This is a genomic window from Rathayibacter sp. PhB1, from assembly GCF_004362935.1.
Taxonomy (GTDB): domain Bacteria; phylum Actinomycetota; class Actinomycetes; order Actinomycetales; family Microbacteriaceae; genus Rathayibacter; species Rathayibacter festucae.
In genome coordinates this window covers 427,826-443,299 of sequence record NZ_SNYD01000005.1, presented here as the reverse complement: position 1 = coordinate 443,299, position 15,474 = coordinate 427,826, and the positions used below count along the sequence as shown (strand labels likewise).

The following is a 15,474-nucleotide window of genomic DNA, read 5'->3' as shown; positions in this document are numbered from 1 at the left end:
CGTCCTGTTGCACGTCGACGTCCGTCGACTACTGCATTTCAGGCGGAGGCACGGCCGTCACGACGGGCCGGGTGCAGTGTTCGTCGGTCTGCTGCTCGCGTAAGAGGCGGCGTTGGAGGCGTTGACGCGCCGACGCCGTGGTCGCGGGGGTGACGAGGGAAGTCGATACACCGCACCGCGGGTCGGCGGTCAGCAGATTCATGTCTTCGAACGAGGCAGAGAGCATCTGGTTCCCCGGTGCAGCCGACTCACTGGGGCACCGGGCTCTCAGCGACGCCGAGCCGGGCGGTCCTCTCGAACGTCTCAGTGCGCAGTGCGCGGCCGCCGCCGCCGCCGCCGGTCGAGCCGCCGTCGCCTGATCCCCGCGGCGCTGCGCGCCCTTCCGCAGGAACATCGCCCTCCTCCAGCGCCACCCCTCCGACTTGACCCCTCCCGCCCCCGCCCTCCATACTCGTCAAAACGAACTTTGAGTTCACCTAGTGAACTCCGCATCCCTCAACGACGAGCGGAAGGAACACCCCATGGGGTTGGCTGTCTGGGCCCTCATCGCGTACATCGCGGTCATCGTGATCTGGAGCGTCGCGCTCAAGCGCGGCATCGGCGAGGCCATGGTGGTCGGCTTCCTGGTCGTCTGCGCCTTCGGCGGCGGTGACTTCCTCCGCCTGGTCCTGGTCGGCATGCAGGCCGCCTTCGACCAGGAGATCGTGTTCGCCGCGCTGGCCTTCACGTTCATCGGCTTCCTGCTCGCCTCCACCGGCGTCATCGACCGGCAGGTCGACCTGCTGAACTCGCTGCTCGGGCGCCTCCGCGGCGGCGCGGGCTACGTCGCCACCGTCGGCTCGGCGCTGTTCGGCGCGGTCGCGCACTCCGGATCCGCGAACGCGGCGACCATGGGCTCGGTCGCGATCCCGTGGATGAAGCGCTCGAACTGGCCGCCGCACGTGGCCGCGACGCTGATCGCCGGCAATGCGGGCAACGGCACCGTCATCCCGCCGAGCGCCTCGTTCTTCATCCTGATCGGCACCGCCACCGTCGCACCGTACATCTCGATCGACCAGCTGCTGCTCGCGATGTTCGCCGCCGCCGCCTGGTGCATCCTCTGGCGCCTGATCGTCGTCTTCTACTTCGTGCGCAAGTACAAGATCGGCCGCGTCGCCGCCGCCGACATCCTGCCGTTCGCGAAGTCGTTCCGCCGCGGCTGGACCTCGCTGCTGGTCTTCCTCGGCATCATCATCCCCGTCGTCGTCACCCTCGGCCCGACCGGCGAGGCGCTGACCGGCGTGCTCGGCGCGGACGTGATGGACGCGATCAGCATCATCGTCTGGATCCCCGTGCTGCTCGGCCTCTTCGCCGCCGCGCTGGGCTGGCGCGGCCTGCCGAAGTCGGGCCGGGAGTGGTACGGCTTCGTCGCGAAGACGGCGCCCCGCTACCGCGACATCGGCGCGACCCTGGTCTTCGCCTTCGCCGGCGGCGCGGTGCTCACCGAGCTCGGGCTCGCCGAGCAGCTCTCCAGCGTGCTGAACGGGCTGAACGCCTCGCCCGTCGTGATGTCGGTGATCGTCGCCGTGATGGTCGTCCTGGTCGCCGGGCCGTTGAGCTCGACCGCGACCATCGCGACGATCGGCGGCATCGGCTTCAGCGTCCTCGTCGCCTCGGGCGTCGACCCGGTGCTCGCCGCGTGCGTCGTGCTCGTCGCCGCCTCCACCGAGGGCGCCTCGCCGCCCGGCGCCGCCGCGATCTACATCGCGACCGGCATCGCGCAGGTGAACCCGGTGAAGACGTTCGTCCCGCTGATCGTGCTCTACGTGCTCCCGATCCTGCTCATCGCCGCCCTCATCGGGCCGGGCTGGCTGCCGGTGCCGCACTGATGCGCGCCCGCCCCCGCCCCCGCCTCCGTCCCGCCGCCGCATTCCCACCCTCGTCCTGGAGACACTGATGTCCGAAGAAACCGCCCCCCGCGACTCCCCGCACGGCCCCGGCCGTCAGCGCGTCATCTCGCTGATGACCACGGTCTTCGTGGTCCTCCTCGTCACGATGCTCGTGCTCGGCACGATCCTCGTCCTGCTGCAGATCGCCGGCCTGATCGTCGTGAACGGCACCCTCATCGCCGGCGCCTCCGCCGCGCTCAGCCCGTGGACGTTCGGCGTCGCCGGCGTGCTCGGCATCTGGACGCTCCTCCTCTCCTACGCCCACGGCTGGAAGCCCGCCGACTAGGCGGCGCCCCCTCGACACGGAACGAGAACGACATGACCGACAGATCCCTCCTCGAGCGCTTCGCCGCCCTGCCCGTCGCCAACGTCGGCGACTCCATGGACCGCCTCGGCGTCGTCGACGCCGCGATCCGCCCCGTCTGGCGCGGCGCCCGACTGGCCGGCCCCGCCTTCACGGTGGAGGTCGCCGGCGGCGACAACGCCGGCATCCACGAGGCGATCGGCCGGCTCAGCCCCGGCGACGTGCTCGTCGTCAACGGCCACGGCGTGCAGGACCGCGCGCTCGTCGGCGAGCTGATCGGCGAGCGGCTGCGCAAGGTCGGCTGCATCGGCATCGTCATCGACGGGGCCCTGCGCGACGTCGACGACCTGGAGGAGATGGGCTTCCCGGCCTTCGCCCGCGCGGTCAGCCCGGCCGGCCCCTACAAGAACGGACCGTTCCGGCTCGGCCTGCCCATCGCGATCGGCTCGGTCGTGGTCTCCCCCGGCGACCTCGTCCTCGGCGACTCCGACGGCCTCGCGATCGTCCCGCGCGGCGAGGCCGAGGCCGTGCTGGAGCGGGCGGAGGCCAAGCACGCCACGGAGACCGCGACTCGGAAGAGCATCCTGGCGGGGCCGTGACCGGGGACGGGACCGCCGCCGGGGACGCCGGGGCAGCGGACGTCAGCGCCGCGGCCCGGGACAATGGTGGCCATGGCCCAGACTCCCGCGGACGCGTCCGCCTCGACCGTGCGCAGCGTCGACCGCGCGCTCGACCTGCTCGAGCTCCTCGAGCGCAGCGACTCGCCGCTGCGGCTGGTCGAGCTGAGCCGCGGCTCCGGCCTGCAGAACGCGACCGTGCTGCGGATCCTCGGCTCGCTCCAGCACCGCGGCCTCGTCGCCACCGAGAACGGGCTCTACCGGCTGGGGCCGGCGGCGCTCGGGATGGGGCACAGCTACCTCGCGACCGACCCGCTGATCGCCCGGGCCCGGCCGGTGCTGCAGCAGCTGGCGGGCAGCACGGGCCTGACCGCCTCGCTCTACGCGCGGATCGGCGACTCGCGGATCCTCACCGTGCGCGTCGACGGGCAGGACCCGCTGCGCTACCAGCTCCCGCTCGGCCGCCGGCTCCCGCTGCACGTCGGCGCCGGGAAGAACATCCTGGCCGCCCTGCCGGAGGACGAGCGCGACCGGATCCTCGAGGGGCTCGGCGACACCGACACCGCGGCCGGCGAGCGGGTCACGGCCCGGGAGCTGCGCGAGCAGCTCGAGCAGGTCCGCCGCGACGGCTTCCACATCTCCATCAACGAACGCGAGACCGGCGTCGCCGCCGTGAGCGTGCCCCTCGGGGGCGCTGCCGGTGACGTGATCGCCGCGATCTCGGCCTCGGGCCCCCTCGAGACCACCCCCCGCGCCCACCTCGAGGCGCAGGTGCCAGAACTGCGCCGAGCGGCGAACGCCCTCCAGCGCTGATCAGCCGGAGCGCAAGCGTCCGGCGAAGGAAGGACGCGCGATGCGCATCGGATTCATCGGACTCGGCGAGGCCGGAGCCCTCTACGCAGCGGCCGCCGCCGCCCACGGCGACACGGTCTCGGGCTACGACCCGGCCGCTCCCGGCACGCCCGAGGGGGTGGAGCGGACCGCGGACCTGGCGGGTGCCGTCTCCTCCGCCGACCTCGTCGTCGTGCTGACCGCGGCGTCGCTGAGCGAGCGGATCGCGGCCGACGCCGCCCCGCACCTGCGCGCGGGCGCCGTCTACGCCGACTTCACCACCGCCTCCCCCGCCACGATGGAGGCGGTCGAGCGGGTGATCGACGCCGCGGGCGCCCGCTTCGCCGACGTCGCGATCCTCGGCCCGGTGCCCGCGAAGGGCGCGCGGACCGAGACCATCGTCAGCGGCGCCGCGGCGGCGGATGTCGAGGCGTGGCTGTCGGCGCTCGGCGCCGAGGTCGAGCGGATCGACGGCCCGGCCGGCGTCGCGACCTCGCGCAAGCTGCTCCGGAGCGTGCTGATGAAGAGCCTCGCCGCGGTCGTCGTCGAGGCCGTCACCGCCGGCCGCGCCGCCGGCTGCGAGCCGTGGATCCGCGAGCAGATCGCCGCCCAGCTCTCGGGCGACGTCGAGGCGAAGATCGACCGCTACGAGACCGGCAGCCGCAAGCACGCCGTCCGCCGCAGCCACGAGATGGCCTCCGTGGTCGAGTACCTCACCGCCCTCGAGGTCCCGTCCGAGATGTCCGCTGCCTCGGAGCGCGTCCTGCAGCGCCTCGCGGACGAGGAGGCGGGCGGCGCATCGCGGGCGTGAGCAGCGAGCGCTCCCTGCTGGTCGAGTAGCCCCGCAGGGGCGTATCGAGACCAACCGTCTCCAACAGGGCGGTCTGCAGACCCGTCCCCTGACGCGGGTGGATCTCGATACGCCCGCTCCGCGGGCTACTCGATCAGCATGGCTTCCCCAGGACGGAAAAGGCGCAGCAGCGGCCCCTCCATGCTGGTCGAGTAGCCCCGCAGGGGCGTATCGAGACCCACCGTCTCCAACAGGGCTGTCTGCAGACCCGTCTCCTGACGCGGGTGGATCTCGATACGCCCGCTCCGCGGGCTACTCGATCAGCATGGCTTCGAGGGCCCCGACGCGCCGCGCCCACCGCTCCCCCGGTCCTAGCCCCGCTCGACTCCGGGCTCAGCGTCCGCCCAGCTCGCGAGGTACGGCAGCCGCCGCTCGAGCGCGAAGACCCGGGCGACCTCGGCGGCGTCGGCGCGGCGGCGGGCCGACTCCTCCTCGGTGCCCGACCAGGCGTAGGGGTAGGGGAACGGGTCGGTGAGGTGCGCCATCAGGTGCAGCACCATCTCGTCGTCGTCCTCGGCGGTGAAGTCCGGACTCGCGGTGCCGCGCTCGTTCCACTCGGCGCTCCAGCGGCCCGCGGAGTCGCGGCGGGCGGACCAGCGCGGGTCGCCGTCGTAGGCGAGGCGGTCCTCCCGAACGACCGACCAGTGCCGGTCCCGCGACGGCAGCAGCTCGTGCGCGGCCTCGACGACGGAGACGGGCGTCCAGCCGGCGGGGAAGAAGGTGCGCAGCGCAGTCGCCAGCACGAGCGGAGTCGGGAGCGCCGACGCGTCCGCACGGCCGGCGCTCACCAGGGCGCACACCGCGAGGGTCTCCGGGTGCGGTCCCCCGGAGGCGCGGCCGAGCTCGGCCAGGTGGATCGCGAGGGAGCGGTGGAACGCGGCCGAGCCCTCCGGGCCGGTGAACGGCGGGGCGGGGATGCGGCGGTCGAGCCGGATCCGGGGGATGTGGCGCACGACGGCTCCTTCGGTCGGCTCCATTCGATCATGCAGAACATCAGCCAGGGCGGCCGCTCATCGCTGATGGGCGATGGAGAGGCCTCCTGGCTGATGATGTGCGCGCCGATCCCCTCGCCGACCGCGGCGAGTCGCCGCCCGGCCCCCCGCGACTCTCCGAAAGTCGCGGTAGTGGCGCGCGACTACCGCAGCTTCTGGAGAGTGGCGGGGGCGTGGGCGATCCAGCCCGTGGCCTCCTCCAGGGCGCGGGTCACCGCCAGCAGCTGGGCCTCGCGGCCGTGGCGGCCGACGACCTGGACGCCGACGGGGAGGCCCTCGGGGGTGAAGCCGGCCGACGTGACGACGACGGGGTGGGCCGTGAGCGTCAGGCGGTTGGCGAGCATCTGCCAGGTGAAGTAGCGGTCGAAGTCGTGGCCGTCGACGGAGGGCACCCACTCGAGCTCCGCGGGCGGGGCGACGACGGGGGTCGCCGGCAGGATCAGCACGTCGTGCGTCTCGAGGACGCGGGCGGTGTCGCGGAAGAGGCGGGTGCGGCGCTCGTAGGCGTCGGCGAGCTGCGTCGCCGACATCGCGCGGCCCTGCTCGACGTTGCGGACGTAGTCGGGGCGGAAGCCGGTGGCGCCCGCGTCGACGGCGTGCCGGCCGCCGAGGAAGAACTCGAAGGTCTCGATGGTCTCCCAGGCCTCATCGGCACCCGCGAAGTCGGGCTCGTCCGCGTCGAGCACGGCGCCGAGTCCGGACAGCTGCGCGGCGAACGCGGCGTGCACGGCGCGCACGTCGGGGTCGATCGGCAGCCCGCCGGCGTCGTCGCTCCAGGCGATCCGCAGGCCGTCGACCGCGACCGGGCGCGCGGCGCGCACCGGCAGCGACGACAGCGGCCAGACGCTCTTCTCCACCGAGAGCGCGTCGAGGAAGAGGGCGGCGTCGGCGGAGTCGCGGGCCATCGGCCCGGTCACGCCGTGCGGGGTCCAGGCGTTGCCGGTGCGCCCGCTGGCCACGCGGCCGGGGCTCGGCCGCACGCCGACGACGTTGCAGAACGCGGCCGGGTAGCGCAGGCTGCCGCCGCTGTCGGAGCCGTCGGCGATCGGCAGCATCCGCGCGGCGAGGGCGGCGGCCGCGCCTCCGCTCGACCCGCCGGCGTGCCGCGAGAGGTCCCACGGGTTCACGGTGGTGCCGAACACCGGGTTGAAGGTCAGCACCCCCTGGCCCATCTCGGGGGTGTTGGTCTTGCCGATGATCAGGGCGCCGGACTCGCGGAGCAGCGTGGCGAGGACGCTGTCGTGCGCGGCGGGTGCGGCGTCGGCGAAGGCGGCGGAGCCGTTCGTCGTCGGGAAGCCGGCGACGTCCATCAGGTCCTTCACCGCGGTCGGCAGGCCGTGCAGCGGCGGCAGCGCCTCGCCGGCCGCGAGTGCCTCGGCGGTGCGCCGGTCGGCGGCCTCAGCGGCGGCGAGCGAGACCGAGTCGGGCTGCTGCGAGACGACGGCGCGGATCGACGGGTTCCGCTCCTCGATCCGCTCCAGGTGCGCGCGCATCACCTCGACGGCCGAGACCTCGCGGGAGGCGACGGCCGCGGCGAGCGCGACGGCGCTGCTGTCCGCGAGGTGCTCAGCGAGCCCCGCCATCAGCGCCCGCCCTCGTGCCCGTGCTGCTGCTCCGCGTGCTCGTGCCCGGCGTGGGCGTCCGACGCGCCATCGGTGTGGCACGCGTGCGCGTCGCCCGAGCCCCCCGGCGCGCAGTGCGCCGACTCCGACGCCGGCACGTCGAGCGACGGGTTGCGGTCGAAGAAGCCGTCCGGCTCCAGTCGCAGGCTGATCCGGTCGACGGGCATGATCGGCCACTGCTCCGGACGCGGGAAGTGGTGGACGCCGAGGACCGGCCAGAGCACGAGGCGCTCGTTCTCGAGCGAGCGGTCGGCCTGCTGCCAGACGTGCACGCCGTCGTCGCCGAGCTCGCCCTGGTTGGGGTACTCGCCGGCGATGAAGCGCTGCTCCGGGTCGAAGGCGCTCGCCCAGAGGTGCTGCCCGACGAAGGGCGCCTTCCGCTCGACGACGCTGCCCGGGCGGGCGTAGAGCTGCGCGGTGTTCTGCAGCGCGAGGCGGTAGGCGGTCGCCTCGCCGTAGCGGTTCTGCGCCGACTCGCTCTCGATCCGCCAGTGCAGGGCGCGCGACGGGTCGGCGCGGCGGGCGGCCACCGACTCCGAGGCCAGCGGCGTCTCGACGGCGAGGCAGGCGTTGCCGTAGGGGTTGGTCGTCTCGTCGGGGTCGGCCTCGGCGTGCACCTCGACCAGGCGGTTGAGCGGGCCGTCGATCGCGGTGTCGAGGCGGACGGCGAAGTAGTGCTGGTGGATCGGCGCCTGCACGTTCGGCGCGACCATCCGCCCCGAGCGCGGCGACTCGCCGTCGGCGATGCCGCTCACCGACATCAGCCCGGTCAGCTTCACCTCCAGCTCGACCGACCCGTCCTGGTACAGCGACCAGTAGAAGCCGTAGTCGTAGTTCGCGACGGTCGCGAAGCTGGAGATCACCAGGCGGCGGCTGCGGCGCACCTCGGCGCTGCCGGTGCGGGTGTTCACGTGCTTCCAGAGGATCGAGTCGTCCTCCTCGTGCAGGCAGATGCCGTTGACGATGGTCTGCGGCTCGCCGTGGCCGTCGAGGTAGTCGACGTCGAAGTAGCGGATCTCGCCGAGGCAGTCGCAGCCGAGCTCGAGGCTCGCGGTGAGCGGGCCGGCGCCGTACTCGCCCCAGTCGAAGAAGTTCTTGCGGTAGGCGGTCGGGTCGCTGTCGAGGTACGGCACGTACATCTCGTTGACGGCGGCGCGCGCCAGCACCGGTCGCTCGACGTCGCCGTCGCGGTAGGTCAGCTCGTGCAGCACGAGGCCCTCGCGGTGGCTGAAGCCGACCCGGAACGACCAGTTCTGCCACTCGACGCGGTGCCCCTCGATCGCGAAGCCGGGGCCGTCGGCCTGGACGATGTCGAGCTTGGACACCTCGCGGTCGGGTCCCCAGGTGCCGGCGGTGTAGACGCCGGTCTCGCTCGCCATCGGGATCACGCCGTGGTCCTCGATCCGGATCACCTCGAGGGTGTCGAGGTCGAGGATCGGCACGAGGCCGGCGACCGGTCGGGCGTAGCCGTTGTCCTCGGGGAACTCGCGGTACCAGACCGTGCCCCAGCTGAGGCGGCGGTCGGCGAGGTCGTCGGGGACGAAGCCGGTGATCGACTCCGGGTCGACCCAGACCAGCGAGGTGTCGGTGATGCCGCGGAGGGCGAGCGCCTCCTTCAGGAGCGGGGAGTTGCGGGCGGCCTGGGCGATCAGGCGCGCCTCGTCGCTGGAGACGCCGGGGCGGCGGTGGTCGACGTCGGTCCAGACCTCGACGATCGCGGGGCTGTCGGGGCCGGCTGTCCAGCCGCGCACCTCCCAGGCGGCGCGGGCGTCCGGGTCGAGCACGACCAGGCGGACCGGGCGGGCGCCGCCGGGCGCGATGCCGCGGGCCTTCTCCTCGTCGAGGCTGATGCCCCAGAAGCGCGGGCGGGCGCCGATGCGGTCGCTCGCGCGGACGGCCGCGACGAAGGACGCGATCTCGGCGGCGGCGAGGGGGTCGAGCACGTGCGAGTGAGTGGTGAGGGTGCTGGTGGTGGAGCTCATGGCGGTCCTTCGGATCGGGGCGTCAGAGGTGCAGAAGAAGGGGGCGTTCAGCGGGAGGAGAAGGGGAGCGGAGTGACGGGGCCGGTCCGACGAGGCGGGCGCGGTTCCCGGCCGCGACGGTCGAGAGCGGTCAGCCCGCCCCCGCGACGATCGCGCGGCCGTCGGCCCGCGGATCGCTGGCGGAGTCGAGCCGCCCGTCGCGGTGCAGCCGCACGAGCTGCACGTGCCCGGCCTCGTCGATCGGGCCGGACGATTCGGCGACCGGCAGCCCCAGAGCACGCGCCGCCGCAACGGCCTCGGGGACCCCCGGCTCCACCACCAGCGTCAGCTCCTCGTGCCCCAGATCCCGCGCCCCGACGACGAAGCGCGGCCGCTCGAGCACGGCGGCGGGATCCGCGGCCGGATCGAGCAGCTCGCGGACGAGCTGGGCGAGGATCCACGGCTGGGCGCTGCCGCCCTGGCAGCCGAGGCCGAGCAGCAGGTCCCCGCTCTCGGCGATGACCGGCAGCAGGGTGTGCGGCGGGCGCAGGCCCGGGCCGACCCGGCCGGGGTGGGCGGGGTCGGTGCTGAAGGCGGAGCCGCGGTTGTGCAGGACGATGCCGGTGCCCGGGTCGAGGATTCCCGAGCCGAAGAGCTGGTAGACGCTCTGGATCAGAGTGACGACGGTGCCGTCGGTGTCGGCCGCGGTGACCGCGACCGTGTCGCCGAGCGCGCGGCCGGCCCGCGGCAGCGAGCCGCGCAAGAGGGAGCGGGGGTCGAGCATGGCGGCGACGTCGATCGCTCCGCCGCGCGGGTCGCCGAGCGCCGACTGCCGCACGAGCGCCGCGTCGCGCACGGCCTCGACGAGCTGCGCGGTGTCGCCGGACAGCGCCTCGGGCAGGACGCCGAGCAGCACCACGCCCTGGCTCGGCGGCGGAGCCACCCACCAGCGCACGCCGCCCTCGCGGGAGGCGGCCGGCTCGACCAGCTCGGCCTCGTGCGCGGCGAAGTCGGCGGGGGTGTGCGCGCCGCCGAGGGCGGCCAGGCGCGCGGCGAGGGAGTCGGCGATCCGGCCGCGGTAGAACGCTCCGGGATCGTCGACCAGCTCGGTCAGCGAGGCGGCGAGCGCGAGCTGCACCAGCAGGTCGCCCTCGCCGAGGAGCCCGCCGTCGCCGTCGCCGAAGACGCCGCGCATACCCTCGTCGGCGAGCAGCTCGTCACGGCGCAGGGCGATCGCGCGCCCGAGGCCCGCGGAGATCGGGAAGCCCTCGGCGGCGAGCGTCGCGGCCCGGCGGAGCGGGGTGTCGAGGCCGAGCCGGCCGCCGAGACCGGCGATCGCCTGCCAGCCGGCGACCGCGCCGGGGATGGTGACGGTCTGCGCGCCCTGCCGCGGCATCCGCTCCTCGCGGGAGAGCGCCGCGACGTCGATGCCGGCGGGCGCCGCTCCGGCCGAGAGCACGGCGACGACGTCCTCGCCGGGGCGGCGGACCAGCGCGATCAGGTCGCCGCCGAGCCCGCACTGGTGCGGGTAGACGACGGTGAGCGCGGTCGCGGCGGCGAGCGCGGCGTCGATCGCGTCGCCGCCGTCGGCGATGGCGCGGGCCGCGGCGTCGAGTGCGGCGGGGTGCGGCGCCGCGACCGCGACGCGGGCGGGAGGCGGGGAGGAGGTCATGCGGTCACCGTCCGGTCCGGGCTGAGGAAGTCGAGGTCGGGGCGGTCGACGCCGTCGACGAGGTCGGCCAGCGCCTCGCCGATCGCGGGGCCGAACTTGAAGCCGTGGCCGGAGCAGGCCGCGGCGACCAGCACCTCGGGCCGGCCGGGCAGCGCGCCGACGACGAAGCGCTTGTCGGGGGTCATCGTGTAGAGGCAGGCGACGGCCTCGCCGCCGGCGGTCTCGATCCCGGGGACGAAGCGACGGAGCAGGCCCTCGAGGTGCGCGATCTCCGCCGCGGTCGGCGGGGCGACGGGGACGGCCGGGTCCCAGACCGGCCCCGCGTCGACGCCGATCTTGGCGCCGGAGCCGGCCGCCTCGGGCAGGCCGAAGACCAGCCCGTCCGGCAGATCGACGGAGAAGCAGCCGAGCGCCGGCGGCTGCGCGACGCGCTGACCGGCCGGGACGGTGAGGGTGAGGATCCGCTGCACCTCGAAGAAGCCGGCGGTCTCGGGCAGCAGCCGCTCGACCCAGGCGCCGCCGGAGACGACGAGCCGGCGGGCGCGCAGCTCGCCCGCGGAGGTTCGGACGGTGACGACGCCGGCGCTGTCGCCGGTGCCGACGCTCCAGTCGAGCACCTCCTCGTCGAAGCGCAGCTCCGCGCCGGCGGCGGTCGCGGCGGACTGCGCGAAGGCCAGCGCGCGGGCGGCCTCGACGACGCCGGCGTCGGGGTCGTGGACGACGCCGTAGTCGGCGGGCGGAGCGAAGGACGTGTCGGGCCGCTCGACCGGCCGGCTGCGCCCACCCTGCAGCGCCGCCTCGCCGCGGTGCGCGTAGAGGCCGCCGGTCGGGTGCACGAAGGGCGCGCCCGCCGCGGCCGCCCAACGGTCCCAGCCGCGGAAGGCGCGGTCGACCAGGTCGTTCCAGACCGGGTTCGGGTAGGCGCGGCGGATCATGCGGGTCGCGCCGTGCGAGGAGCCGCGGACGTGACCGGGGCCGAACTGCTCGATCCCCACCACACTGCGCCCGCGCACGGCGAGCTCGAAGGCGGTCGCGGAGCCGTGGATCCCGAGGCCGACGACGATCGCGTCGTGCACGGTGTCCTCGAAGACCGTCATGAGGTCACTCCCGCGACCGCCGTCAGCAGCGCCTCGACGTCCGACTCGTCGGTGTAGACGTGCGGCGACACCCGGACGACGCTCGCGAGGCCGCGCGCGCCGAGGTCCCACTGCGCGTGCGAGGCGGGCACCGCGAGCGAGTCGACGGCCGCCTCGCGCAGCCGCGCCGAGACGGTCTTGCCGGGGACGCCGTCGACGGTGAAGGTCACGATGCCGGACGGCGACACGGGCGGATCCGCCACGGTGACGCCGCCGATCGCGGACAGCTCGGTGCGCAGCCGGGCGCCGAGGGCCACCAGGTGCGCCTCGGTCGCCGCCGTGCCGCGCTCGTGCGCCTCGCGCAGCGCCTCGCCGAGTCCGAGGCGGAGGGCCACCGACGACTCCCAGGTCTCGAGGGCTCTCGCCGTGCCGTCCATCGTCCACTCCTGCTCGCTCGTCCACTGCGAGCCTCGCACGTCGGGCGCCCAGGCCCCGATGCCGTCGAGCAGGCCGCGGCGGAGGAAGACCAGCCCGGTTCCGCGCGGCCCGCGGAGGAACTTGCGGCCGGTGGTGACCAGGGCGTCGCAGCCGATCGCGCGCACGTCGATGTCGAGCTGGCCGACCGACTGGGTCGCGTCGAGCACCGTGATCGCGCCGTAGCGGCGGGCCAGCGCGCCGATCGCGGCGACCGGCTCGACCAGGCCGGAGGAGGTGGGGACGTGCACGGCGCTGATCACGGTGCGGCCGCTCGCGGTGGCGAGGGCGCTCTCGAGCGCCTCGATGTCGAGGCCGCCGCTGGAGTCGTTGGGGAGGAGCGTCAGGCGGACGCCGTCGTAGCGCTCGAGCGCGAGCAGCCGCAGCGCCTGGCTGACGTAGCTCGAGCGCGGGGCGAGCACGGTGTCGCCGGGGCCGAGGCGGAGGGCGTCGAAGATCGCGCGGAGGCCGCTGGTCGCGCTGTCGAAGAAGGCGATCTCGTCGGCGTCGGCGCCGAGCAGCGCGGCGGCGGCGGCGTAGGCGGCGTCGACCCGGTCGGCGACGGCGTTCGCGGCCTCGTAGCCGCCGATCCGCTGCTCGAGGCGGAGGTGTGCGATGACGGTCTCGAGGACGGAGTCGGTCATCAGGCCCGCGCCGGCCGCGTTGAAGTAGTGCCGGCCGGCGGTGCCGGCGGTGCGAGCGCGCTCGGCGGCCACATCGATGGACGTCCGGGCGGGGGCGCCACCGGTGAGGCCGATCGTCATCTGCAGGTCCCTTCTCGCGGTCGCCGTACCGCCGACCCCTTAATGGATCCCATCGTACGCAGGTTGTATCCATTCTGGCTACCGCCGGATACGCTGGCGGCATGAGCCACCCCGCCGTTGAGCACCCCGCCGAGCAGCACTCCCCCGAGCGGCGTGCCCGCGAGCTCGGCCTCGCGATCCCCGACTACCTCGACCCGCCCTACGGCGGCCGCTACGGCGGCAGCACCCTGCGGGCGTTCCACCGCACCGGCGACCTGCTCGAGCTCAGCGGCATCACCCCGGAGTCGCGCGACGGCGCCCTGCTGCACCCGGGAGCGGTCGGCGTCGACATCACCCTCGAGCAGGCACGGGAGGCGGCCCGCTACACCGCGGTCAACGCGCTCGGCATGATCCGCGCGGCCCTCGGCTCGCTCGACGAGGTCGTCGCCCTCTCGCGCGGCCTGTGCTTCGTGCTCTGCCCGCCCGGCTTCGAGCGCCTCAACGAGGTCTCGAACGCCGCGAGCGGCCTCCTCCTCGACGTCTTCGGCCCCGACGCCGGCCGGATGGGCCGCGCCTCGATCGGCGCCACCGCCCTCTCCCGCAGCGCCTGCTTCGAGCTCTGGCTCAGCCTGGAGTGCCGACCCCGCTGACGCGGCGGGGTCTCTGCTTGCTGATCGAGTAGCCCGCGCAGCGGGCGTATCGAGATCCACCCGCTGCAGAACTCCGACAGCCGCACCCCCCGATGGCGGCGGGTCTCGATACGCCCTGCGGGCTACTCGACCAGCATGGGCGGGCCCGCGCCGACACGCCTCGCACGCCCCGGACGCCGGCGGGCACACCGACGCACCCAGCGCGCCTCCCATGCTGATCGAGTAGCCCGCGGAGCGGGCGTATCGAGATCCACCACCGTCAGAACGGCGGCGGTATGTCGACGAAGTGCGGTCGCCGGGGAGGATCCGGCGGCCGCCCGGGCAGCGGGGGTGGCCGGTTGCTGATGCGCCGGCCGGTCGGGGTCGTCCAGACGATCGTCCCGGCGTCGTCCCTGGCATACGTCCACCGGTCGCCGTGCCGGAGGTGGTGGTGGCTGGTGCAGAGCGAGACGAGGTTCTCGAGGGAGGTCTCGCCGCCGTTGCGCCACTCGAGGGTGTGATCCGCCTCGCTGCGGGCCGCGGTGCGCAGGCAGCCGGCGAAGCGGCAGGTCTGATCCCGCAGCTGCACGTGCAGGCGCATCCGCGACGGCGGGAGGCGCTGCGTGCGGCCGACGGAGACGACGGCTCCCGTGTCCCGGTCGGTCAGCACGCGCGTGAAGGAGGCCGCCGTCCGGATCAGCTCCCGCGCGACAGCGGCGGGCACAGGACCGTAGCCGTCGAGCTCCGCGGGTTCGTCGTCGAGATCCACGGCCGTGGACGCCGCGAGCGTGAGCCGCACCTCCGCCCGCACCCCGGAGACGAACGACGGGTCGGGGCGGTCCTCGGCGTCGGGAGTGGTGCCGAAGATGTCGCCATCGCAGAGGAGATCCACGGCGACGTCCGCGCGAAGCTGCGAGAGCGTGCGCACATCTCCCGCATCGAGGAGGGAGCGTGCCATCCGGTCGGCGCGGTCGTACGCGCCCATCACGGCTGGCGCGGGACCGTAGACGCAGAGCGTCGCCATGCCGTCCACGTCCGGCGTCACCCAGACGGCCCGGTCCGCTCGGGCGCGGGCGTGGCGCGCCGCGAGGGACTCCTGGTGCAGCTCCTCCCGCCAGCGGCGCAGGGCGCGGCGCAGCTGCGTGAGCGTCATCGACGGCGCCGCCTCCGCGGCGCGCTCGTCGAGGGCGGCACGGGAGGACTCGGGCAGGCTGCCTGCGGTGGCGCAGATCGCCTCCCCTTCCTCCCAGTGCAGGCGCGCCTGCGCGAGCAGGGCGCGGGTGAGAGGCAGGTGCTCGAAGAGGAGCTGCGCGTTCTCGAGACGGCGGGCGATCACCTGCTCCGACAAGCCCTCCGCGACCGCGAGCTCCGCGCGGATGGAGCGCTCGACGAGGTCGCGGGTCTCACCGGGGGTCGCGCCGCGGGCGAACGCGTCCGGGTGGGCGAGGGCGGTGCGGTGGAAGTCGTAGAGGTATCGGGCCTCGGCGAGACGCGGATGGGCGGCGGCGCGGGCGCTCGCGGCGGCGCGATCGCTGAGTGCGCGCAGGTGCGCGAGCACCTCTTCCGTCGATCCGAACTCTGTCATACGAGTATTGAAGCAGGGACCACCGACATCGGGGCGTGGTTCGGAGCGACTCGGGGACAGTGCGGTCGGATCGAAGGTTGTGGAGGAGGCTCGCTCCCGGACGTCCGGTGATGGTGGGTCTCGATACGCCGCCGGAGGCGGCTACTCGACCAGCATGAACGCGCCGCGGAAGGCGGAGATTCGACCAGCA

Annotated in this window: 13 protein-coding genes; 6 read left to right on the top strand and 7 right to left on the bottom strand. The window is 74.3% G+C overall.

The genetic code is table 11. The features are described 5' to 3' along the window. Positions 1-521 precede the first annotated feature (521 nt). The 5 genes from EDF17_RS15065 to EDF17_RS15045 all read left to right on the top strand — a co-directional run bounded on the left by EDF17_RS15065 (position 522) and on the right by EDF17_RS15045 (position 4,491). Positions 522-1,868: a TRAP transporter large permease subunit gene (locus tag EDF17_RS15065; protein WP_123447422.1), complete on the top strand. Its 1,347-nt coding sequence runs from the start codon at positions 522-524 to the stop codon at positions 1,866-1,868. A 67-nt stretch (positions 1,869-1,935) separates the two neighbouring features. Further along, positions 1,936-2,214 carry a hypothetical protein gene (locus EDF17_RS15060; RefSeq protein WP_123447421.1) on the top strand — a complete coding sequence of 93 codons (279 nt, stop codon included), beginning with the start codon at positions 1,936-1,938 and terminating at the stop codon, positions 2,212-2,214. A gap of 32 nt (positions 2,215-2,246) precedes the next feature. Next, positions 2,247-2,831 (top strand): methyltransferase, encoded by a 585-nt coding sequence (locus tag EDF17_RS15055; protein WP_123447420.1) that lies wholly within the window; start codon positions 2,247-2,249, stop codon positions 2,829-2,831. 72 nt (positions 2,832-2,903) lie between these two features. Continuing rightward, the gene (locus EDF17_RS15050) at positions 2,904-3,662 is read left to right on the top strand and encodes an IclR family transcriptional regulator (RefSeq protein WP_123447419.1); all 759 of its coding nucleotides are present in this window, start codon (positions 2,904-2,906) and stop codon (positions 3,660-3,662) included. 40 nt (positions 3,663-3,702) lie between these two features. Continuing rightward, complete coding sequence (locus EDF17_RS15045; RefSeq protein ID WP_123447418.1) at positions 3,703-4,491, top strand: NAD(P)-binding domain-containing protein; 789 nt, start codon at positions 3,703-3,705, stop codon at positions 4,489-4,491. Positions 4,492-4,841: 350 nt separating this feature from the next. On the opposite strand, the gene EDF17_RS15040 is transcribed toward EDF17_RS15045, so the two are convergent. The 6 genes from EDF17_RS15040 to EDF17_RS20165 form a co-directional block, all read right to left on the bottom strand. After that, positions 4,842-5,483, bottom strand: coding sequence for a hypothetical protein (locus EDF17_RS15040; protein WP_133672098.1), 642 nt, complete (start codon positions 5,481-5,483; stop codon positions 4,842-4,844). Between the two features lie 182 nt (positions 5,484-5,665). After that, positions 5,666-7,105, bottom strand: a complete 1,440-nt coding sequence (locus tag EDF17_RS15035; protein ID WP_123447416.1) for an amidase family protein — start codon at positions 7,103-7,105, stop codon at positions 5,666-5,668. Further along, positions 7,105-9,126 carry a primary-amine oxidase gene (locus EDF17_RS15030; protein WP_123447415.1) on the bottom strand — a complete coding sequence of 674 codons (2,022 nt, stop codon included), beginning with the start codon at positions 9,124-9,126 and terminating at the stop codon, positions 7,105-7,107. The genes EDF17_RS15035 and EDF17_RS15030 overlap by 1 nt, the downstream gene beginning before the upstream one ends. Before the next feature lie 130 nt (positions 9,127-9,256). After that, entirely contained in the window at positions 9,257-10,777 is a 1,521-nt protein-coding gene (locus EDF17_RS15025) for a gamma-glutamyltransferase (protein ID WP_123447414.1), read from the bottom strand. Then, positions 10,774-11,874, bottom strand: coding sequence for an FAD-dependent oxidoreductase (locus tag EDF17_RS20170; RefSeq protein WP_208110621.1), 1,101 nt, complete (start codon positions 11,872-11,874; stop codon positions 10,774-10,776). The genes EDF17_RS15025 and EDF17_RS20170 overlap by 4 nt, the downstream gene beginning before the upstream one ends. After that, positions 11,871-13,091 carry an aminotransferase class V-fold PLP-dependent enzyme gene (locus EDF17_RS20165; protein ID WP_208110620.1) on the bottom strand — a complete coding sequence of 407 codons (1,221 nt, stop codon included), beginning with the start codon at positions 13,089-13,091 and terminating at the stop codon, positions 11,871-11,873. Before EDF17_RS20165 ends, EDF17_RS20170 begins: the two co-directional genes overlap by 4 nt. 101 nt (positions 13,092-13,192) lie before the next feature. On the opposite strand from EDF17_RS20165, the gene EDF17_RS15015 reads away from it, so the two are divergent. Then, positions 13,193-13,720 carry a RidA family protein gene (locus tag EDF17_RS15015; protein WP_123447413.1) on the top strand — a complete coding sequence of 176 codons (528 nt, stop codon included), beginning with the start codon at positions 13,193-13,195 and terminating at the stop codon, positions 13,718-13,720. A 259-nt stretch (positions 13,721-13,979) separates the two neighbouring features. Here EDF17_RS15015 and EDF17_RS15010 read toward each other — a convergent pair whose 3' ends face one another. Then, complete coding sequence (locus EDF17_RS15010) at positions 13,980-15,284, bottom strand: HNH endonuclease signature motif containing protein (RefSeq protein WP_123447412.1); 1,305 nt, start codon at positions 15,282-15,284, stop codon at positions 13,980-13,982. Between the last annotated feature and the right edge of the window lie 190 nt (positions 15,285-15,474).

Bases quoted from the DNA above. Each gene is read 5' to 3' on its own strand.
- EDF17_RS15045 (WP_123447418.1), top strand. From the start codon at position 3,703: ATGCGCATCGGATTCATCGGACTCGGCGAGGCCGGAGCCCTCTACGCA.
- EDF17_RS15060 (WP_123447421.1), top strand. From the start codon at position 1,936: ATGTCCGAAGAAACCGCCCCCCGCGACTCCCCGCACGGCCCCGGCCGT.
- EDF17_RS15015 (WP_123447413.1), top strand. From the start codon at position 13,193: ATGAGCCACCCCGCCGTTGAGCACCCCGCCGAGCAGCACTCCCCCGAG.
- EDF17_RS20170 (WP_208110621.1), bottom strand. From the start codon at position 11,874: ATGACGGTCTTCGAGGACACCGTGCACGACGCGATCGTCGTCGGCCTC.
- EDF17_RS15035 (WP_123447416.1), bottom strand. From the start codon at position 7,105: ATGGCGGGGCTCGCTGAGCACCTCGCGGACAGCAGCGCCGTCGCGCTC.
- EDF17_RS15065 (WP_123447422.1), top strand. From the start codon at position 522: ATGGGGTTGGCTGTCTGGGCCCTCATCGCGTACATCGCGGTCATCGTG.
- EDF17_RS15050 (WP_123447419.1), top strand. From the start codon at position 2,904: ATGGCCCAGACTCCCGCGGACGCGTCCGCCTCGACCGTGCGCAGCGTC.
- EDF17_RS15055 (WP_123447420.1), top strand. From the start codon at position 2,247: ATGACCGACAGATCCCTCCTCGAGCGCTTCGCCGCCCTGCCCGTCGCC.
- EDF17_RS15010 (WP_123447412.1), bottom strand. From the start codon at position 15,284: ATGACAGAGTTCGGATCGACGGAAGAGGTGCTCGCGCACCTGCGCGCA.
- EDF17_RS15030 (WP_123447415.1), bottom strand. From the start codon at position 9,126: ATGAGCTCCACCACCAGCACCCTCACCACTCACTCGCACGTGCTCGAC.
- EDF17_RS20165 (WP_208110620.1), bottom strand. From the start codon at position 13,091: ATGACGATCGGCCTCACCGGTGGCGCCCCCGCCCGGACGTCCATCGAT.
- EDF17_RS15025 (WP_123447414.1), bottom strand. From the start codon at position 10,777: ATGACCTCCTCCCCGCCTCCCGCCCGCGTCGCGGTCGCGGCGCCGCAC.